General features: G+C 41.2%; 14 protein-coding genes. 10 read left to right on the top strand and 4 right to left on the bottom strand.

The window, feature by feature from the left end; all coding sequences use genetic code 11:
- Positions 1–33: 33 nt before the first annotated feature.
- The 4 genes from F7734_RS16030 to F7734_RS16045 all read right to left on the bottom strand — a co-directional run bounded on the left by F7734_RS16030 (position 34) and on the right by F7734_RS16045 (position 4,842).
- A complete protein-coding gene (locus tag F7734_RS16030) occupies positions 34–906 on the bottom strand; it encodes a hypothetical protein (RefSeq protein WP_155745642.1) in 873 nt (290 codons plus the stop codon).
- Between the two features lie 290 nt (positions 907–1,196).
- Complete coding sequence (locus F7734_RS16035) at positions 1,197–3,944, bottom strand: hypothetical protein (protein ID WP_155745643.1); 2,748 nt, start codon at positions 3,942–3,944, stop codon at positions 1,197–1,199.
- Positions 3,892–4,269, bottom strand: a complete 378-nt coding sequence (locus tag F7734_RS16040) for a hypothetical protein (RefSeq protein ID WP_155745644.1) — start codon at positions 4,267–4,269, stop codon at positions 3,892–3,894. Before F7734_RS16040 ends, F7734_RS16035 begins: the two co-directional genes overlap by 53 nt.
- A gap of 15 nt (positions 4,270–4,284) precedes the next feature.
- Complete coding sequence (locus tag F7734_RS16045) at positions 4,285–4,842, bottom strand: hypothetical protein (protein WP_155745645.1); 558 nt, start codon at positions 4,840–4,842, stop codon at positions 4,285–4,287.
- A gap of 1,065 nt (positions 4,843–5,907) precedes the next feature.
- Between F7734_RS16045 and F7734_RS16050 the strand changes: the two genes are divergently transcribed.
- The 10 genes from F7734_RS16050 to F7734_RS16095 all read left to right on the top strand — a co-directional run bounded on the left by F7734_RS16050 (position 5,908) and on the right by F7734_RS16095 (position 19,685).
- Entirely contained in the window at positions 5,908–6,903 is a 996-nt protein-coding gene (locus F7734_RS16050; RefSeq protein WP_166481940.1) for a hypothetical protein, read from the top strand.
- 320 nt (positions 6,904–7,223) lie between these two features.
- On the top strand, positions 7,224–8,264 hold the full coding sequence (locus F7734_RS16055) for a glycosyltransferase (protein WP_347566211.1): 1,041 nt from the start codon (positions 7,224–7,226) through the stop codon (positions 8,262–8,264).
- A 33-nt stretch (positions 8,265–8,297) separates the two neighbouring features.
- A complete protein-coding gene (locus tag F7734_RS16060; protein WP_155745647.1) occupies positions 8,298–9,782 on the top strand; it encodes an NAD(P)/FAD-dependent oxidoreductase in 1,485 nt (494 codons plus the stop codon).
- 90 nt (positions 9,783–9,872) lie between these two features.
- On the top strand, positions 9,873–10,793 hold the full coding sequence (locus F7734_RS16065) for a glycosyltransferase (RefSeq protein WP_155745648.1): 921 nt from the start codon (positions 9,873–9,875) through the stop codon (positions 10,791–10,793).
- A 67-nt stretch (positions 10,794–10,860) separates the two neighbouring features.
- A complete protein-coding gene (locus tag F7734_RS16070; protein WP_155745649.1) occupies positions 10,861–11,892 on the top strand; it encodes a glycosyltransferase in 1,032 nt (343 codons plus the stop codon).
- Positions 11,889–13,352, top strand: a complete 1,464-nt coding sequence (locus tag F7734_RS16075; protein ID WP_155745650.1) for an MOP flippase family protein — start codon at positions 11,889–11,891, stop codon at positions 13,350–13,352. The genes F7734_RS16070 and F7734_RS16075 overlap by 4 nt, the downstream gene beginning before the upstream one ends.
- Positions 13,353–13,369: 17 nt before the next feature.
- Complete coding sequence (locus F7734_RS16080; RefSeq protein WP_155745651.1) at positions 13,370–14,266, top strand: glycosyltransferase; 897 nt, start codon at positions 13,370–13,372, stop codon at positions 14,264–14,266.
- A 618-nt stretch (positions 14,267–14,884) separates the two neighbouring features.
- Positions 14,885–17,242 carry a PhoX family phosphatase gene (locus F7734_RS16085; protein WP_155745652.1) on the top strand — a complete coding sequence of 786 codons (2,358 nt, stop codon included), beginning with the start codon at positions 14,885–14,887 and terminating at the stop codon, positions 17,240–17,242.
- A gap of 323 nt (positions 17,243–17,565) precedes the next feature.
- On the top strand, positions 17,566–17,901 hold the full coding sequence (locus tag F7734_RS16090; protein ID WP_155745653.1) for a DUF4870 domain-containing protein: 336 nt from the start codon (positions 17,566–17,568) through the stop codon (positions 17,899–17,901).
- Positions 17,902–18,098: 197 nt separating this feature from the next.
- A complete protein-coding gene (locus F7734_RS16095) occupies positions 18,099–19,685 on the top strand; it encodes an alkaline phosphatase (protein WP_207714113.1) in 1,587 nt (528 codons plus the stop codon).
- Positions 19,686–20,103 lie beyond the last annotated feature (418 nt).

Genomic DNA, 20,103 nt, shown 5'->3' on the forward strand with positions numbered 1-20,103 from the left:
CGAGGGTACTAGGGGAGTATGGAAATGAATTAGTCACTGGTCACTGGTCACTGTCGATCTAACTCCTAGCAAATCTGCTTGAGAGGTTGCTCTCAAAAGTTGCGCCGCTTCTGCGGATGCATCAACTCTTCTAGCACGATTCGCCTCTTCCATCTGCTGAGAAATATTTGCTAGATTCAAGTTTGAGTATTGTTGAAACTGGTTCCCTTGTATTGTCAGCCCAAGCGTTGCCCCCAGCATTTTTGATTGCTCGCGCTGAATTATGAGGTTTTGTAACTGCATATTTGCTTGAGTTACATTGGAACAATTGGCAGCAGCGCTAGCAGCGTTACCAGTATTACCAGTACCACCACTTACAGCCTGACAAGCAGTGGAGACAATTTGATCCAGGATGCTTTTGCTTTCTTCAGCACTTTCTACAGCTTTCTCAATGGTTTCAACAGAATTCTCGACATTTTCTAACTTCGCTTTTGACCGTTCTTGTCCTCGTTCGCCCAAAACACTTTCCACGACACCACGGGTAATTTGGCGCTCGATTTCATTAGCGGCTATTGTTGCTTGTACTCCTGGATTGTTTTCAAAAGTGCCTGCAGAATTGTCAAACACTCGCTCGCGAAAGCGATTTCCTGCTGCAATTGGGTTAGGTGTTCTGCCTTCTTGGATATAATAAGATGTGGAATAATCGATCGCATCTTTAATTTCGGATTCTACAACTCTTGCGGGGTTGGGGATATTATCATAATTATTGCCGGGATAAGTTTCATTTCCCAAGTAAGATTGTAAATCTCTCGCATACTCTTGAAAGTCCTCCCAAACCTTCCCTAATGATGGTTGGGTAAATTGCGCCATGGCTGGTAACATTCCCAGTAATGCTAAAGAAGAAGCCAAAAGAATAGTTTTTTTCATAATTAATTAGGGGTGTTAGGGGTTAGGGGTTAGGGAAGAGAAATTTTCTTCAGATCCCCGACTTCTTAAAGGATACAGCTGGTCAATTGGGTGAGACCCCTTATTGGCTACTGTCTCGCCTCTCGTTCCCAGGTAGAACCTGGGAATGCGTATTGCGAGGCTCTGCCTCGCGCAAGCAGCAGCTCTAAGACAGGAGGCGGAGCCTCCCTTAAGGCATTCCCAGGCGGAGCCTGGGAACGAGGTGGGGGATCAGATCTATCATTTAAAAAGTCGGGGATCTCGCAGTAGCCTTACGATCCCCGCAGCGAAGCTACTAACTGACGAGCGAAGACAGAAATTGCTTCATACTTATCACTGTAGCGCTGCATAGTTTCTGTACGTGCGGATTGTTCGTGAGGGTTGTTAGCAACAACTGCTAATTGTTCAAATCCAGGATAATAACGACAGAAAGTATAAATCCCGTTGTCATCTAGCAACCATTGGCTGTAAACGCCTTCTTTGCGGGGGAAAAAACTTTCTGAGGCATTGCGAACAATAATTTCTCGAGGATATTTTAAAATATTTGTAAAACTATCAACTGCTACTGGTTGGATGCGACCAATTAATCGCGTTGACAGGTTTTGCAAAATTTTAGATGATGCTTTGGATTTTGCAATGGTATCTGGGTCTTGTGCTGATAAAATAACCCTAATACCAGCTTTAGCACCGTTGGCACAGATTCTACCAACTAAACTAGCAATTTGTTCAAATTCAAAGAGAATGGGCGCTTCGTCTATAAAGAATATTGAGGATGGGCTGCTTAAAGCGCGTCGCAATGCTGCTGAATACGCACTTAAAGAGAGTATTGCAGCATCTTCATTATCGGAGAGGTTTCTGAGAGCAAAAACCAAAAGGGGCGCATCGGTTGGGAAGCTGGAGGGAGCGGAAATCGCTTGTCCTACTCGGCTTGAAAGCCAAAACCGCAGGCGCAAATGAATTTGATTGAGTGCATCTTCAACTCTGCCTCCTATGGAATCTAGCTGTAGGTGTTCTGGAGAGCAAAATATGAGAAAATCGTGTAGGGTGGGGGTTTTTTGCCAAGCTTGAGTGCCAAATCCTTCTTCTATAGCTTCTCGATAGCGCTGTTTGATACCTTCATCAGTAAAGAAAGCTCCTAAAGCTAAGTTGAGAATGGAGCGCACTGTTTGTGTCAGGAGTTGATTTTCAGATGATGACCCTAAAATCATTGTCATGAGCGCTGATTCTAGGAATCCCACATAATCAAGCATACGATCGCGCTGTTCGTCTCTGGACAGCGATCGCAAATCTGGCTGTTCAAACAAGTTGTTCGATTGTTTGGAAATATCAAAATACGCCCCGTTCCTTCCCATAAATTCCGTGTAGTCGGTGAAGGTAGAAGTCCCATCGGGTTTGGGGTAATCTAACGCTACCACTGGAATATTATGGGCTAAAGCTTGAGTTAAAATACCCGATACCAACACCGATTTCCCAGCACGAGTTGTGGCAAACAGTGCTAAATTTTTATGCTGGTTAAACAAATCTAAATGAACGGGTGTTCCCCCTTCTTCTGCTATCAACTCAAAGCCTCGTTTGTCGCCTGCTTTGGTTAGCGTTAAAGGCATTAACCCTTGCACTTCACTTGTTAAATAAAGTTGACGACGGTTGAAAGGTTTTGCTAGCAACCCCTCCCACACTATAGGTAGTGTTTGCAACCAAATTTTCCAAGCATACTCTGTTTCTCTAACAACTTGCGCCGGACGTTGAAAACAACTTTCTATATACTTTGTCGCTTCGTCTAACTTCTCTAGATTTGGGCGATGCACGAGAAGAGCTACAGATGTATAAATTGGTACTGCCCCTTCATACAATTGCTCTTGCGCCGCTACCGATTTTCTCAGCTTTAATTGAGCGTTGACATCGATAGTTTTGCTTTTTTCTTGTGCCGTCAAAGCTGTTATATTCGACTGCTTCAAAACCCTTTGCAAAGTGGTTTTTACTAAAGCGGGGTTAGCCGCACTTAACTGACAAAAAATCTCTGTATCAACAATTGTTTCTCTTGCTAGTAATTCCCATAAATAGCGCAGTTGAGCAGATTTGTTTTGCCAACCACCGGGTTTTTCCAAAAACGACATCACACCAACAAAGTTATTGTTAACATGAACCCAACGGCGATCGGCACATGGTACACTAGACTCCATCAGCAATGTTGTACTGTGGAGATTGTCTATCAGCAATTTAGTACTCGCTAAGTCTGAATAAACTTGTTCGTGCAGTCCTTTTTCATCTAAAATTAGCAATTGAGGAATATCTATGGGCTGAGTGTCATTAAATCGCCTCCAGATTTCCTGCCAAAGTTCAACAGCAGTCAGAGGTTTAACATTCAATCCCATTTGGTTGGAAAGAAGCTGTTCCCAACGACGAAATCCTTCTTTGTAAGCAGTAGCGATCGTAGCTTCAGTTTGCTCGTTTCTGACATCTACGAAATCACCTTTGAATTTTAACCACCACTGTTCGCCTCTTGCCAAAAGTTTCTCTATCCAATCATTCGTTGCTGAAGCACTTGGTTCAACAGTGTACGTCACATACACGCGAAGAAATTTTGGTTTGCGGATTCCAGTACGAGTCAGTTCTTTAATACGAGCTCGTTCCGCCATCAGCAAATATTTTATATCTGGTGATGGGGCACGTTTAATAAGAGATGCCAGTTCTTGTTGTCGCTGTTTATCGGAACTAAAAGACCCCATGTGAAAGGTAATTCTTTCTTCCCCAGGAATGTCTTTTAACCCGACCTCAATATTATTGCAAATTGTCTCGATTTGATCTGTTGTTAGGGTAGTATGAATACCTTGGCACTCAAAACCAAAAACAAAGCAGAATCTATCTTTCTGAGTGCCTTTTGTCAAAATATAAGCACCAATATCTCTACTATCAAGGGCAACACGAAGCATTGTGGCTAAATGTAGGGCATCTTCAAAAGGTGTGAGTCTACTTTCTCGACCCGCGATGCCTACGCTTTGTTTTCCTATTTTTTCTTTCATGGTGAGATTCTAGAAAACTTTTATAACGGGCAGTGCCTCTTGTCCAGGTCGGAACACCTATAAACTTACTCAGAAATCGCCAACTTCTACCCCCTGTTAATATCCACCAAGTTCCCATGCCCCACCCAGCAATTAAGATAGTCCACAACCATTTTTGCCATTCATCTCGGAATGCACCCCCAAAAAAGCCGTTAACAATCATGTAGGAGAGAAGGGCAATTATTGTCCAAGGAAAGATTTGATCGGCAGGAATTGGTCCTAAGGAAGGTTGGCTTCCCAGAATTTGGTTGACAGGTCGAAATTCTTTGTCTCGGTCATCAGCCATAACGCATCCCCAAACTTAGCCAATGATAAAGGATGTCAACACATCAGCAATGGTAACAGCAATAACTACCAATAGGGGTGTTCTGGCTACGACTTGCCAATCTTCATCTTTACGAACGGCATTCACAACGCCAATCAGGGCAACAGCAATGTAAAGTAAGTAAAGCGCTCGTATAACATTAAACACCAAACTCACTGCGGCTGCGGTTCCACTTCCCTGTGGAGTCCCCTGAGTTAAATTGTTTTTGAAAAAGTTTTCCGCTTTGCCAAAAAATTGAGCTGCGGCTGGAACACTGAAGTAGTCTATCCAAAAGAAGCTGAGAATTGCAGCAATTGCTAGGGTTTGCAAAAGAATCAGCCAGTGTCTGGATATATGTGTTTGCTGTCCTATCTGTTGAATGACTGTTGTTGCTAAACCAATAAAAAGCAAGCAAAGCAGTAAAACAGGACTTTTCCAACAAATAACACTTAAGAAAACAGCACAGGTAAGCAAAAATGGCACAGACGCAAAAAAGTGAGCGCACCAACGTTTCACCCGATGGAATGATTCTTTTTGAAAATTTTTTACAGACATGGACGAATTTTCCCAACCTTTCTATTAGTAACGACTTGCAAGCTGCTGTGCCTTTTTGTCGGTCTACCCTTCAAGTCAAGGCAAACCTCTCATTCTACCAATTAGCAGGGTATTTTGCTTGTATTTTATTATACATTTTAAAAGTTAGACAAGAAAACTAGTAAACAAGATAACATACTAAAGAAGAATTATTTTCTAAGTGGATAGCCTTGTCTATTTTAAAGCAACTATTAAATAATTAAGATAGAAGATACAAGCATTAGACATAAAATCAGAAAAAATTGTCATTGGCTAATTACTAGAAAACAAATTTTTAGTGTACCGTGGAGTTACTAGTAGCATTTTTTAATACAAAATGTTGTATTTGTACGTAAAGACGATTCCGGTTAACTCCGGTTTCCTGTTACACTAATCTCAGATTCTATCAAATATTATTCTTTAATGACTTGAAAAGAAAGGACGTAGTTATTAATGACTGCATTACCTTCTCTTAACCCGAACTTTCTGACAAAATAAGGATGAAGGATAAAAGGTGAAGCACATTATCTTTCATTGTTTAAATAAAAAGAGTCACAAAACCAGAACTAGTTCCAGTTACACGCACAGTTACGGTTAGCGATCGGCAAGCGCTTTTCTTTCCCTTAGTCGATGCTGCCAACGTGGAGGTTTGACCTTGAGGCGAAAACTGGAGACATCTGTGCTAGCTGGTAACAAACATTGATAGGAATTAAGCCACAGTTAGACATTTCCGGAATCACTTGAGTTCTTGTGTACTTAGTACTAGAGTACACAATTAAAGTGAATAACCTTTGTTATGGGGTGTATTTTTCTTAACCAAAAGTATTCACAGGTTGTGTTTCTACCATCGCTACTCTTAGCCTGCAACGATTTATGGTTGGTAATGGTATACAAAGACACAAAAAATCTTTGTTGTTTTTTTTAAGCATAGTTGTAGTATATACGGTATTATTCTTTGTTTCTAATCAACTCCGATTTGCTCCCATATGGGATGAAGGACATTTTTGGGAAACTAGCAAGCTGTTTAGCCATAGTCTGATTCCTAGTATGGATACCTTAAAAAGTTATAAGGAGTTGAATACTCCGCTTCCTTTTATAGTTTTTGGTGTTCTTGAGCATCTCTTTAATGGCGGCATATTTGCTGGGCGCTTGGTGAACTTTGTTTTCTCATTTGCGATCGCATTGCTGATTGGATTTTCTTCTAAAAATCCAACTAGAAACAGTGTGTTGGCGGTTTGTGGACTTATGCTGTTTCCTTATTACCTCTGGTTGGGGACAGTTATTTACACAGATATTTTTGCCACGTTTTTTGTTTTACTTGGAGTTTGGTTTTACACGCGCTCACAGCATATCATTAGCTGTCTCGCTTTCATTTTAGCGATCGCATCACGTCAATATATGCTGGTATTCCCCGTGGCTATTGCGAGTCATGAGTTGATTTCTTTTCTAAAAAATGGATTTCGGATGAGTCGTCGCTGGATAGCTCCGCTAATCGCTGCTTCATCTATTTTTATCTGGATTTGGCTCTTTAATGGATTAGCTCCTTCCACAGCGATCTCACAACAAACAACTCCAGATGTTCAAAAGTCAATTTCGGCTTTTTCACTTCATTCAAGCCTTTATTTTCTAGCTTGTATGGGAATATATTTTGTCATTCCAGAGTGGATGTTGTTTAGCAGAAATTTGAATAAGCAAAATTTTTTCAACAGGAGAAATATTTATATAGCTCTGGTACTGCTAGTATTATTTGTATTCTTTCCTCCGTTAGAAGCACATGGAATTCTGATAAAATTGGAAGGTTTTTTACCAAATGATTTCTTGAGAGTGGTTATATTTTACTGCTTTGCTGCCTTAACCTGTATGCGGTTCTCACGTATTAATCTTGCATTCTGGCTGGTGTTCATCCACTGTGGACTCATGCTGAAAGCTTATCCTTGGGATAAATATACTTTGCCATTGGTTGTAGTGTTCTGGTATTTGAAATCTGTTGATGCTTTAGCCAAAAAGGATATCAAAGAACCCAGTTTCTTTGACAAACTTTAATATTGACCTAAAAAATTCAGCGGTTTTGTAAAAAAATTGTAAATTTTGGTTAAAGAAATTTATTTATTGGTATAAAAATTATAATAAGGAATAGACTCTCTCTGTAAATTTTTTAGAAGTGTCAAGAAAATAGCTCTAAAGCTAGTACAGATTGGCAGAAATAAACCCCCCATTTGAAATGTCTAAAACCCTGACACAACGGTCATTCAAAACTCAGAATTTGGAATTCCAAATTCGCCCAACAGTCTTAGAGACGCAAAGTCTGAGTGCATGACAGGGATCGCATTTGCCAAGTAAACCTATAAATTAGCAGAACCTTGGTGAAAAACGAGCCTTTGCTTATAGAGCCTAGTATATCGATTATTATTCCGGTCTACAAAGGCGGTGAGAGTTTCCGTAAATGCCTGTCAAGTTTGGCTCAGTTTGCTCCAGCCAATGTAGAAGTCATTGTTGTTGTTGATGGTGAAGATGATGATTCTTGGCAAATAGCTCAAGAATTTGGGGTAAAGGTGCTGAAACTAGCTGTGAATGCCGGACCTGCACGGGCAAGAAATATAGGAGCACGTGCAGCAAAAGGCAACATTCTGTTTTTCATAGATGCAGACGTGGCTATATTGCCAAACTCCATAACTCAAGTGGAGGTTGCTTTCCATCGCCAACCAGGCATAGCAGCCGCCATCGGCTCTTACGATGATGAGCCTGGTGAAAGCAACTTTCTCTCTCAGTATAAAAATCTACTTCATCACTATACTCATCAAACAGCGAACGAAGAAGCATTCACTTTTTGGGGTGCTTGTGGTGCTATACGTCGTGAGGTGTTTTTTTCCCTAGGAGGCTTTAACGAAAGTTATCGCAAACCTTGCATAGAAGACATTGAGTTAGGTTATCGTCTAACCCGAGCAGGTTATAAAATTCGATTGTGTAAAGATTTACAGGTTAAGCACTTAAAACACTGGGGTGTAGTTTCGCTATTGAAAGCTGAAGTTTTTTACCGTGCTTTACCTTGGACTCAATTGATTTGGCGCGATCGCCAGTTAAATAATGACCTAAACCTTGGAGTATCTAGTCGTTTGAGTGTCATTTTAGTCTTCAGCTTATTAGGTGCTTTTATAAGCTCTTTATGGTGGGCTGGATTTTTAGCAGTGGCTATTGTCTTGAGCCTATTGCTACTAACAATCAATGCTTCTGTTTATCATTTCTTTTTGCAGAAGTGTGGTTTTTGGTTTGCGCTGCGAGTCATTCCTTGGCATTGGTTTTATTACCTCTATAGTGGTTTAGCGTTCGCAATTGGAACAATTCAACACTTATCGTATCGATGGTTTTTACTCAGACCTAGTGTGTCTACTGCCTCAAGCAAATAACAAAAGATAACCTAAGAAACGAGACTTGTACAAATGAAAAAATATCCTGTTGTCATTATTGGGGCTGGTCCGGCTGGTCTTACTGCTGCCTACGAATTGGTTAAGCAGGGTAAAGAGTCAATTGTCTTAGAACAAGCTGACAAAACTGGAGGAATTTCCCGTACAGAGGTTTATAAAGGATATCGCTTTGATATTGGCGGACATCGCTTCTTTACAAAAGTCTCAGAAGTACAGCAGCTTTGGCAAGAAGTTTTAGGAAATGATTTCATCAAAGTTCCACGTTTGTCGCGAATCTATTACCAAGGTAAATTTTTTAATTATCCACTCTCTCCATTCAACGCACTCTCAAATTTAGGAATTATCCAAAGTTTCTTTATCTTACTCAGTTATTTAAAGACAAAACTTAAGACAAAATTCCGACCTGCTGTAGAGGCTGAGAATTTTGAAGAGTGGGTGAGCGATCGCTTTGGTCATCGCCTCTACAGAATATTCTTCAAAACCTACACTGAGAAGGTATGGGGAATTCCTTGCACTCAAATCCGAGCAGACTGGGCGGCGCAACGGATACAAGGAATGTCTCTCAAAAGAGCGCTGATTAATGCACTGTTTGGAAGCCAAAACGCCAAAAGCTTAATCAAAGAATTTGACTATCCGGTGTTAGGACCGGGGATGATGTGGGAGAAATTTCACCAAAAAGTCGAAAGCTTTGGTTCAAAAGTGCTTCTGAACACTCAAGTAACCCGTATAGAACGTCAGGGTAATGTGATTAAGAGCATCACTGCAATGCAAGGCGATAAAACAATCCAAATCTACGGCGACCAATTTATTTCCACGATACCTGTGACAGCGCTACTCCATAAACTCACTCCTGCTGCACCTGACGATGTTCTAGCAGCAGCACGCGGTTTAAAATACCGAGATTTTATGATTGTGGCGCTCATGATTGATAAAGAACACTTATTCCCTGACAACTGGATTTACATTCATAGCCCGGAGTTCCAAGTTGGACGCATTCAAAACTTTAAAAATTGGAGTCCTGCAATGGTTCCCGACCAAAGTAAGAGTTGTTTGGGGATGGAATATTTTTGCTCTGTTGGCGATGATCTCTGGGAAATGTCTGACACAGAACTCATTGATTTAGCTAGCCGTGAGATTGTTGAGTTGGGTTTATTAGATAAGGAGTCCAAGATTGAAGACGGAGTTGTCATCCGCCAGCATAAAGCTTACCCCGTGTATGACAGTGAGTACCGCCAGCATCTTCAAGTTATACAAAATTACCTGAAAACCTTTGAGAACCTACAAACTGTAGGTCGTAACGGGATGCATCGCTATAACAATCAGGATCACTCAATGCTGACAGCAATGCTTGCCGTTAAAAATATCTTGGGTGAAAAGCACGATTTGTGGAATGTCAATACTGAACGCTCTTATTATGAGGAGTTTACAAAACAGGAATGGTCGAAAGAGGCATTAACCACAGATAATAACTTAACTTCAGTAGCATCACAGAGCTACTAACCGTAATGGAAAAAATGGTAGGAGATAGAAAATTTAAATGTATTTTCTACCTTCCACCAAAACCTCAAATATCTCTATCAAAATAGATTGATGATTACACAAAGTCCATTTGTTTCTGTCATTATCCCAGTTTTCAATGATGCTAAACGATTGAAAATCTGCCTAGAAGCTTTAGAAAACCAGTTTTACCCCAAAAATCTATATGAAGTCATCGTTGTTGATAATGCTTCAGATACAAAGGAAAATATTGCCAAGGTAGTCGCTCAATTTTCTCAAGCATTTTATGCATATGAAAGCTTACCAGGTTCCTATGCAGCCCGAAACAAAGGAATCTCTTTGGCAAAAGGAGTGGTGATTGCTTTCACTGATGCAGATTGTATTCCCGTTCAAGATTGGATTGAAAAAGGTGTGAAGCATTTATTACAAACACCAGGCTGTGGATTAGTAGCAGGTAAAATCGAAATTTTCTTTAAAGCTCGAGAGCAAGCAACACCCGTAGAACTTTATGAAAGTATTACAGCTTTTCCTCAGAAGCAACTTTTAGAAAAGCGCCGTTTTGGAGCAACAGCAAATCTTTTTACATTTAGAAGTGTTCTGGATAAAGTGGGGTTTTTTGATACTCAATTGAAATCAAATGGTGATGTCCATTGGGGACAAAGAGTGTTTGCTCACAGTTATAAGCAAGTTTATGCGGATGATGCTTGCGTATATCATCCAGCCAGACATTCTTGGCGACAGTTGTATAAAAGAACAATTCGTATGGCTGGAGGTGCTTATGATTTACAAAACCGAAAAGAAAATTCCTTTATTCAACGAAATTTAAGATTTTTAATAAATTTATCAACGGATTTAGTACCTCCTTTAATATTTGTGATTAATGCTTTTTTTGATTCCCGCCTGCAAGGCTTTGAGAAAAAAATCCAGGTTTGTATTGTTATGTTTTTCGTTAGATATATTAGCGCTTGGGAAAAGCTGAGACTAAAAGCAGGAGCAACTTCTGCCAGAGAATAAACTTTCTCAAAAGCTTTTCACTCATAATTTATGCATCACAAATCCAACTTAGTTTATAATTACACCAATGATAGAACCACAAGTCACAATTGTTGTTGTACCTAGAGAGCGTTTTAGCTTTACGCATGAGTCTCTTGAGAGCATTTACGAATACACGGACTTCCCCTTCAAGTTAGTATATGTAGACGGCGCTTCACCGCCTCATATTCAAAGTTATCTCGAAACTCAATCACAGTTAAGAAATTTTCAACTCATTCGGACTGATTATTATCTCTCGCCAAATCGAGCTAGAAATATCGCTCTTAGTTATGTCAGTAGCAAATATGTAGTGTTTATTGACAACGACGTAGTCGTCGCACAAGGCTGGCTGAAGCAAATGGTTGAGTGCGCCGAAGAAACAGGAGCCACGGTAGTGACTCCATTGACTGGTGAAGGACAACCCGTGCATGAACGAGTGCATTGTGCGGGTGGTGAGGCTCGCATCATAGTTCAAGGCGAAGGAAGCCAAGCCAAACGGTACCTCCATGCTAAGCTTCTCTACCGAGGGCGACGATTAAAGGATGTTCAAAGCAAACTAAAACGTCAGCCCACTGAGCTTGCAGAGTTCCACTGCATAATGGTTCGTACTGCGATATTTGAGCAGATTGGATTGCTAGATGAAGAACTGATGAATACCAAAGAACACGTTGACTTCTGCATGAGTGTAATTCGTGCGGGGGGCAGTGTGTATCTGGAACCCTCTGCGATTGTAACTTACGTTCCAGGATCGCTACTTGACTGGTCAGATTACCACTTTTATATGCTTCGTTGGAGCGATGCATGGGGAATTTCTACTTTACAGCATCTGCAAAAAAAGTGGAATCTGACAGAGGATGAGCTTGGAGTTGGATATTTGGTATGGAGGCGTAAAATTGCCATTATCAAACCCTTGATGCTAAACCTTCCTTTTGGACAAAAAAGTAAATTGTTGCAGAAAATTTTGGTTTTTGTAGACATAATTTTTAACCGATTCATTACAAGTTACTATGCCCTAAACCAGCTTCGACATAAAAAGGATTCAACTTCAATCCGTTTGTACCAACATAAAGCTTCAACATGAGCATTAAACAAAGGGCAGTAAAAGGAATCCTTTGGTCTGCTATCCAAAATTGGGGAAGCCAAGCTGCTTCCCTCATTGTCTTCTTTATACTAGCTCGCTTGCTAGATCCTGAAGCTTTTGGTCTTGTGGCTCTAGCAAACATCTTTTTAGCTTTTATGCAAGTCTTTCTTGACCAGGGATTTGCTCAAGTTTTAATCCAAAGACAAGAGTTAGAGCCAGAACACTTGGATACTGCCTTTTGGACTAATCTCGCAATTGGTGTGTTATTAACAGTTACAGGTTTCACCACAGCCGATCTATTTGCTAACTTTTTTCAAAAGCCACAGCTAGCGTCAATCTTGCAGGGATTTTCTTTGCTTTTTTTAATAACTTCTTTTGGGAATGTTCAACAAGCACTTCTCGAAAAAAAATTTGCTTTTAAGGCAATTGCTATTCGCTGGCTAGTAGGAACATTTATAGGTGGTTGTGTTGGTGTCATCATGGCTTTATGCGGGTTTGGAGTTTGGAGCCTCGTTAGCCAACAATTGGTGCTTGAATTTGTCGGAACCTTTATATTATGGAAATCTAGTGATTGGAGACCAGGAATCAAATTTTCTTTCAAACATTTCCAACAGTTGTTCAGCTTTGGGATTAATATATTAGGATTCAACCTTTTGAGCTTCTTCAACACTAGAGCCGATGATTTTCTTATTGGCTATTTCCTCGGTTCGGTTGCTCTGGGCTATTATACCATTGCTTACCGTGTGTTGGGCGTCATGACGCAGTTACTTGTAAATACGGGAAAACAAGTTGCGTTACCTGCTTTTTCCCTGCTTCAAAAAGAACCTGAGCTTTTTCGTAAGGCATTTTATACTGCTACGCAGTTAACTGCTTTGGTAGCCTTTCCTACATTCCTCGGTATGGCTGCTTTGGCACCTGAGTTAGTTTTGTTGTTGTTTGGAAAGCAATGGATACCCTCTATTCCGGTGATGCAAGTCTTGGCTTTTGCCGGAATATTCAAGGCTGTTACCTTTTTTAAAGGTTCTGTATTTATTGCAATGGGTAAACCGTCTTTGACTTTTTGGTTCGGTTTACTAAACGCAGTACTCAATGTGATTGGTTTTGTACTAGCAGTGCGATGGGGAATTATTGCTGTGGCAACAGCATACGTAATTCGTGGTTACTTAGTTTTCCCTATTAGTCAATGGGTCGTTAGTAGGTTGATCCAAACGCCACTGCTTGCATATCTACGGCAATTCATTGTTCCATTGATGAGTTCTCTCATAATGGTCATTGCTATTTTAAGTGCAAAAAAACTTCTCTATGGCTTAGTTAATTCACATACTCTGTTAGCTATTTGTATAGGAATCGGAACTCTTATTTATGGGACAGCCATTCGATTATTTTCACCAGAGTTATTTCAAAAGTTACTAAGTTTTATTCATTTAGCTCTGTCACGTTCAAAAAGTAAAAGTTTATAGTTGCTGGTGAATCTCTAATGGAACAAACACAGTTATTGTTTTCAATTATAATTCCTACCTACAATCGTCCAGAACAGCTGACAAATTGTCTTAATTCTCTAACTCGTCTGGACTACCCACGCGATCGCTTTGAAGTTATTGTTGTAGACGATGGCAGTACAACGCCCTTAGAGTCAGTTGTTGCTCCTTTCTACAAAGAGCTTAACTTCACACTACTCAAACAAACCAACGCCGGACCTGCATCAGCAAGAAACACTGGCTCTGCAAGAGCACAGGGTAAGTTTTTGGTTTTTACCGATGACGACTGTGTACCTGCGCCTGATTGGTTAACAACCCTAGCGACTCGTTTTACAACAGCACCAGATATCATGGTTGGTGGTAAAACTCTCAACGCACTGCCGAATAATCTTTATTCCACTGCTAGCCAATTACTTATTGATTACCTCTATACGTACTACAACACTGATTCCGGACAGCCAAAGTTCTTTACGTCTAATAACTTAGCCTTGCCAACAGACCATTTCCATGCTCTTGGGGGGTTTGACACAACTTTTCCTCTAGCGGCTGGAGAAGACAGGGAGTTTTGCGATCGTTGGTTGTACCAAGGATACAAGATGATTTATGCTCCAGAAGTCCAAGTTCACCACGCTCATAATTTAACATTACCCAAGTTTTGGCGTCAGCATTTCAACTACGGTCGCGGCGCGTTTTGCTTTCATACCCGGAGGTCACAGCGTACTGATAAGCGTATCAAAGTTGAGCCGCTCCCTTTCTATCTCAATTTATTGACATATTCTTTATCGCACAACTCCAAGCAACTAAGGATATTAGTAACAGTATTGTTCCTGCTGTCCCAAGTCGCAAATGTAGCAGGATTTTTTTGGGAACGTTTTTCTAGTAGTCCACCATATTAATTTTGAGGGGCAGTCCAAACTTCTTACTACCTCGTTCCCAACTTGAGGCTGGGAATGCCTTACGGGAGGCTCCGCCTCCTGTACTCTACCTGGAGTGCGAGGCAGAGCCTCGCGGCCTGCATTCTGTGGTAGAACCACCGGAACGAGAGGAGGGGATCGGTTTACTGACTCATCAAATTCAATGTGGCGGACTACTAAGAATGATAAATAAAAGTCTTGAAGTTTGATAGATATCAACTATCAAGCAATAATAAGAATCAAAAATAAAACTGTTTATTCTCAAATCAACTGAAAAAGTTATGAATATAAGTCCAAAACTCCATCATAAATTATTATTTGTCAAGATAAAGACCTAAACAATGAGTTATTAATTATAAGATTACCTCTTCTTAACCTAAAAAGCATACATTCATTTTTGGGTATATAGTACACGGGTTCAGTTTTAAGGTTTCTTAAAAACTCAATCCTGTACTGACAGCAACTGGCTTTTAATTTGCTGGAAAAAAATCAGAGTTTCCAGAAATTTTGCAATGGAAAATTTCGAGTCATTTTTGGCTCCTTGCCATACAAGACAAATTTTATAAGGGTGAAAACTTAACTCAAGGGGGAACTTCTATCATGTCCAAGTTTGGTCGGAGACAAATACTGTTATTCTTTGCAGGCACTGCAGGTGCTGTAGTGTTCGATCGAGTTTTAGGCGGTACTGTTGATGTTGCACAAGCAAAGGGTCCGCGCTCCCTCAGTTTTACCCCTGTACGCTTGCCACATCCTCTCGACATTTATCAAGACAAAAACAGTTTCTTGCCAGAGTCTATCGGTCAAGGAAAAGTTCTGGATACCTCTACTCTCAATCTCACCAGTTACAAAGTGATTGATGATGTCGTTGTACCACCAGAATATGAGCGTTACACAATTGTCGGTTGGGGCGATCGCGTTTTCCCTAACGCAGAAGAATATTTTGGCTACAACTGCGACTACACTGGTTTTATCCCTGCCGACGAAAGGGATAATGAAGGCTATCTATGGGTGAATCATGAATACGTGAGTTATCCCATTTCCTTCTTAGCGCCAGAGACACCTACAAACTTAGCAGGATATCCAACAGTTTTTGAAAGTGTCATTGGGTTTTCACTCCCTTCAGAAAGAAACCTTACCGTAGATGGAGAATTTTTATACAACATAGGTGGTTCTATCGTTCGTATTAGCCGAGAAAACTCCAACGGTCGTTTTGTAGTGGTCAAAGGAGACGCGAAAAACCGCCGCCTTCACGGTTTGTCAGGATTGGGAATTAACAGCGAACGTCGCGATGGATATGAAAAAGTAACCTCTTGGGGTAGCTTGAGCTATCAACAAGGTGATGAGAATTACCTTATCGGTACTGGGCCTGCAGCACGTGAAGTGTTTTCTCTCAGTTCAGACGGGTTAGGTAACAGAATCATTGGCACGGGATATAACTGCTCCGGTGGTACAACTCCTTGGGGTACAATCCTCTCTGGCGAAGAAAACTTCCAAGGAAGTGCAGAGTTTTTTGTTGGTGTGACAGAATCAGTCAAACCTGATGGAACTCAAACAGGTTACACCAGAGGAACTGTTGGTGAGACTTTTGGTTTAGTTGGAGAAAAATACGGTTGGATTGTAGAGGTCGATCCCGCAGATCCCCATTTCCGTCCGCGCAAACATACTTGGTTGGGTCGATTCCGCCATGAAAACGTTGGTTACCGTGCTGAACCAGGCAACAAATTAGTTGCATATTTAGGCGATGACAGACGTGGCGGACACACTTGGAAGTTTGTGAGTGAAGGAACGATTAGTTCAGTCACTGATAAGAGCAACAGCCAGTTGTGGGAAGAAGGAACACTTTACGTTGCTCGTTTCAACCCAGATGGTACTGGTGAGTGGATTGCTCTAAACTTAGACACGCCAACCAATCCTATTCCACCATCAGTTATTTCCTCTCTAGAGTTTAATGCTTTGGGAGCAGCTCAAAGAGATGGTCTGTTGAAATTACCCAGACGCAAAGACATTGCTGGACAAACAGAAGATGGCGGTGCTTTTAACTGCGATCGCAGAAACGAAGCAACAGCTTTACCGGATTATCAGAATAAAAAACTTTCTGACTTCTATACCAGCCAAGGCGCAATTCTTAGCGACGCCTTCTTAGCTGCGAACTTAGTTGGAGGAACTCCCACAGCCCGTCCCGAAGATTTAGAAGTGCATCCTTACACCAAAGAAGTGTTTGTTGCTTATACAGACGGTGCGCCAGGAAGCGACGGCTACCCAGATTCGCGGATTTTCCAAGTTGCTAAGTTAAGCTCCGCAGTTAATGCTACCCAACAATCTGGTGGGCTTTACAAGATTATCGAAGGTAGTGAAGACGGCACAGGCACTACCTTCCGTTGGGAGAATTTTAAACAAGGTGGGGAAGATGGTTCTGAGGGAGGCGCTGGTTTTGCCAACGTAGATAACTTGCTCATCGATCCTAAAGGAAATATTTGGGGTGTCACAGATATGTCTACTGACACCCACAATGGTTTTGGTCTTGGTGCTAATCCAACTCCAAACACAATTAACCACACAGCAACTGGTAACGTTTCTACCTTTACTGGTGTATTTGGTAACAACTGGTTGTTTGTCATTCCCGTCAAAGGTCCTGATGCAGGAAGAGTTATCCCCTTTGCTTACGGTCCAGTTCGTTGCGAAATGACCGGACCCACTCTTGTAGGTGATACCCTGGTTCTTTCCGTACAGCATCCTGGTGAAAACGTGCCAGTTAACGATGGTACTGAACTTAGCCGTACTATCGAATTACTGGATTTGAATGGTAATACATTTAACCAGACACGTACATTACCTCGCGGTAGTAGCTGGCCTAGCAATATTCCTACCGAATACGGTGGTAAAAATGACCCCACAGGTGTACCCCGTCCCACAGTCATTGGTATTCACCGTAAGGATTCTAGAGGCAAATTTTTCTAAGGGACTTTAAAGAAGGCACAAGTGCAAAGGCAGAGGGCAGAAGGCATCTTATCTTCTGACTTGGAAATAGGACTTGGGAACTGGGGACTGGGAAAGATTAATTTTTATTCTTGGTTGTGGGTTTTTTCCGTGAATGACTTCAAAATAGCAGATGGTAGCTATTTGAAATACATTTTTCATGCATGGTGTGACAGTTTTGTTCTTCAAGGCTTTCCTCTGCCTTTTGCCCTCTGCCTTTTTCAATGTTTTTTGAAAATCCCTAAATCACCATTTCGACGATTAAAGACCCAAAAGCCCAACTAGAATCCTCTTTCTCTAAATATATGGATCGACTGACTCAGCGCAAACTATTTTCAGCTCTTTGTCACGGAGCAATATTCTTTAGCTCAACTATTGTCTCTGTAGGTGTTCCCATAGGAATTTTGTTAACGACTGAAGACTCTGTTGTTAAAGACAATGCTAAAGAATCGCTAAATTTTCACATAAATCTCTACATTTATGGATTTATTTTTGCATTATTAACTCTTTTTATAATCGGTTTTCCATTACTCGTGATATTAATTATTGTTAGTATTTTCATGCCAATTATTGCGATCGTTCGAGTGCTTGATACTCCCGATGTATCCTATCGTTATCCATTCATTTTTCGCTTGCTTTAACAAAAAAAGTGACCATTACCAAAGTATTATAATAGTTCTCATAAAGCAACCGTATTAAATTTTTGAGAAGAAAAATATCAAATTAAAAGAATATTAACTTTCTCTTTGTGGGAAATTAATGTCCGAGTGATAGGTTAAATTCGGCAAAATAACAATTGTTGTTTGCGTTCATTTACCTGTCAACCAGGGGCAAAAGAATGATGGATTACAGGGCTTTCGAGCGATTTCTGTACAGTCGAATCAAGCGACGCAATTTAATCATTGGGGCAGGAGCATTGACAGGGTTGGCGATCGCCAACCAATTTTCCCATCAACGAGTGCTTGCCCAAGTACCATTCTCTAGCTATCCTTTTACACTTGGTGTAGCATCTGGAGAACCATATGCAACTAGCGTAGTTCTTTGGACTCGTTTAGCTCCAGATCCCTTAAATGGAGGTGGGATGCCACAGGTTAATGTGCCAATTCGTTGGCAAGTGGCAACAGATCCCAATATGAGCAACATAGTAGCAAAAGGCACGGAAATTGCAATTCCAGAATTGGGTCACTCAGTTCGCGTTGTTGTTAATGGGTTGAAACCTAACACTTGGTACTGGTACAGATTTATCTCAGGTACGGAAGAAAGCCCAATTGGTCGCACTCGTACAGCGCCCAAACCTGAAAGTGACCTCAGCAAATTTACCTTTGCATTTGTCTCTTGCCAACACTACGAGCAAGGGTACTATACAGCCTATAAATACTTAGCTGAGGAAGACCTGAGTTTAGTTGTGCATACTGGTGATTATATTTATGAAGGCGGAATCGCAACAAATACTCCCAGACGGCACAACAGTCCTGAAATCAAAACCTTAGAAGATTATCGCAATCGTCACGCTCTGTACAAAAGTGACGAGAACTTACAAGCAGCACACGCTGCATTCCCTTGGATTGTAACTTGGGACGATCATGAGGTTGAGAATAATTACGCTAATGCAACCTCTCAAATTGATGATGATGACCAAGATCCAGCTGAGTTTTTACGAAGACGGGCGATCGCATATCAAGTTTATTACGAACATATGCCCCTACGACCCTTCTCAAAACCAGAGGGACCAGATCTACAACTTTTCCGCCGCCTTTCCTTTGGAAAACTAGCAACCTTCCACGTGTTGGATACCCGTCAGTACCGCACCGATCAGCCTTGTGGAGACACGACTACACAACGTTGTGCAGAAGCTTTTGACCCACAAGCAACACTCCTTGGCGATCGCCAAGAAAAATGGTTATTCAACGGTCTAGATCGCTCTCAGGCGACTTGGAACGTATTAGCTCAACAAGTACCAGTTGCTCAGAGAGACTTTACACCAGGAGAAGGTCAAACCTTCAGCATGGACAAGTGGGATGGATACGTTGTTGCTCAACAAAGACTGCTAAATTTCCTCGGACAGCGCAAACCATCCAACCCAGTTGTTTTAACAGGTGATGTACACTCCAATTGGGCAATGGAGTTAAAAACTGACTTTAACAACCCAAATTCTGCCACTGTTGGAAGCGAGTTTGTGTGTACCTCAATTAGTTCCGGTGGAAATGGTGCAGACTCCAGCCCCACAGTTGAAGCTTATTTGCCAGACAATCCTCACATTAAGTTTTACAACGGTCAACGGGGATATGTACGTTGTGTGTTAACTCCTCAGAGTTGGACAACAGACTATAAAGTTGTGTCAGAAGTGACAACTCCATTTGGTACGATTAGCAATCGTGCTTCATTTGTGGTTGAAAACGGACGTCCTGAAATCAAACCAGCTTAACTGATTGAACCAATTTCTTACTGTACAAGAGGAGAGAGCGATCGCTTTCCCCTCTTTTGTGGTGGCTGTTTTTCATAGCTCAACTGGTTTTGAAAAATCAAACATATCCATATCAGAGATATTTTTTTACAGCAAATTTCAACTTGGTGAGGTACGAAAATTACCCCCCTCTGTCCCCCCTTACCAAAGCTACGGTGTACACACAAAGCGAATTTACCCCCCTTAGTCCCCCCGATGGAAGGGGGGAAATTGAATTTCCGGTTCCCTCCCCTTTCCAAGGTCTGGGTTAGGGTGGGGTAAGAAACTGTTAAATAATTCTTATTCATTTATCGACAAAGCTTCCCTTTTAGGGAAGATGAGAAGGCTGGAATAATCCGGTTAATAGCGTCTCTAACTTTTTGATAGCAGTTAAGATGCT

The organism is Scytonema sp. UIC 10036 (genome assembly GCF_009725235.1).

Excerpts from the sequence above, each read along its gene's own strand:
- F7734_RS16030 (WP_155745642.1), bottom strand. The coding sequence starts at position 906 with ATGAAAAAAACTATTCTTTTGGCTTCTTCTTTAGCATTACTGGGAATG.
- F7734_RS16035 (WP_155745643.1), bottom strand. The coding sequence starts at position 3,944 with ATGAAAGAAAAAATAGGAAAACAAAGCGTAGGCATCGCGGGTCGAGAA.
- F7734_RS16040 (WP_155745644.1), bottom strand. The coding sequence starts at position 4,269 with ATGGCTGATGACCGAGACAAAGAATTTCGACCTGTCAACCAAATTCTG.
- F7734_RS16045 (WP_155745645.1), bottom strand. The coding sequence starts at position 4,842 with ATGTCTGTAAAAAATTTTCAAAAAGAATCATTCCATCGGGTGAAACGT.
- F7734_RS16050 (WP_166481940.1), top strand. The coding sequence starts at position 5,908 with ATGGATACCTTAAAAAGTTATAAGGAGTTGAATACTCCGCTTCCTTTT.
- F7734_RS16060 (WP_155745647.1), top strand. The coding sequence starts at position 8,298 with ATGAAAAAATATCCTGTTGTCATTATTGGGGCTGGTCCGGCTGGTCTT.
- F7734_RS16065 (WP_155745648.1), top strand. The coding sequence starts at position 9,873 with ATGATTACACAAAGTCCATTTGTTTCTGTCATTATCCCAGTTTTCAAT.
- F7734_RS16070 (WP_155745649.1), top strand. The coding sequence starts at position 10,861 with ATGATAGAACCACAAGTCACAATTGTTGTTGTACCTAGAGAGCGTTTT.
- F7734_RS16075 (WP_155745650.1), top strand. The coding sequence starts at position 11,889 with ATGAGCATTAAACAAAGGGCAGTAAAAGGAATCCTTTGGTCTGCTATC.
- F7734_RS16080 (WP_155745651.1), top strand. The coding sequence starts at position 13,370 with ATGGAACAAACACAGTTATTGTTTTCAATTATAATTCCTACCTACAAT.
- F7734_RS16085 (WP_155745652.1), top strand. The coding sequence starts at position 14,885 with ATGTCCAAGTTTGGTCGGAGACAAATACTGTTATTCTTTGCAGGCACT.
- F7734_RS16090 (WP_155745653.1), top strand. The coding sequence starts at position 17,566 with ATGGATCGACTGACTCAGCGCAAACTATTTTCAGCTCTTTGTCACGGA.
- F7734_RS16095 (WP_207714113.1), top strand. The coding sequence starts at position 18,099 with ATGATGGATTACAGGGCTTTCGAGCGATTTCTGTACAGTCGAATCAAG.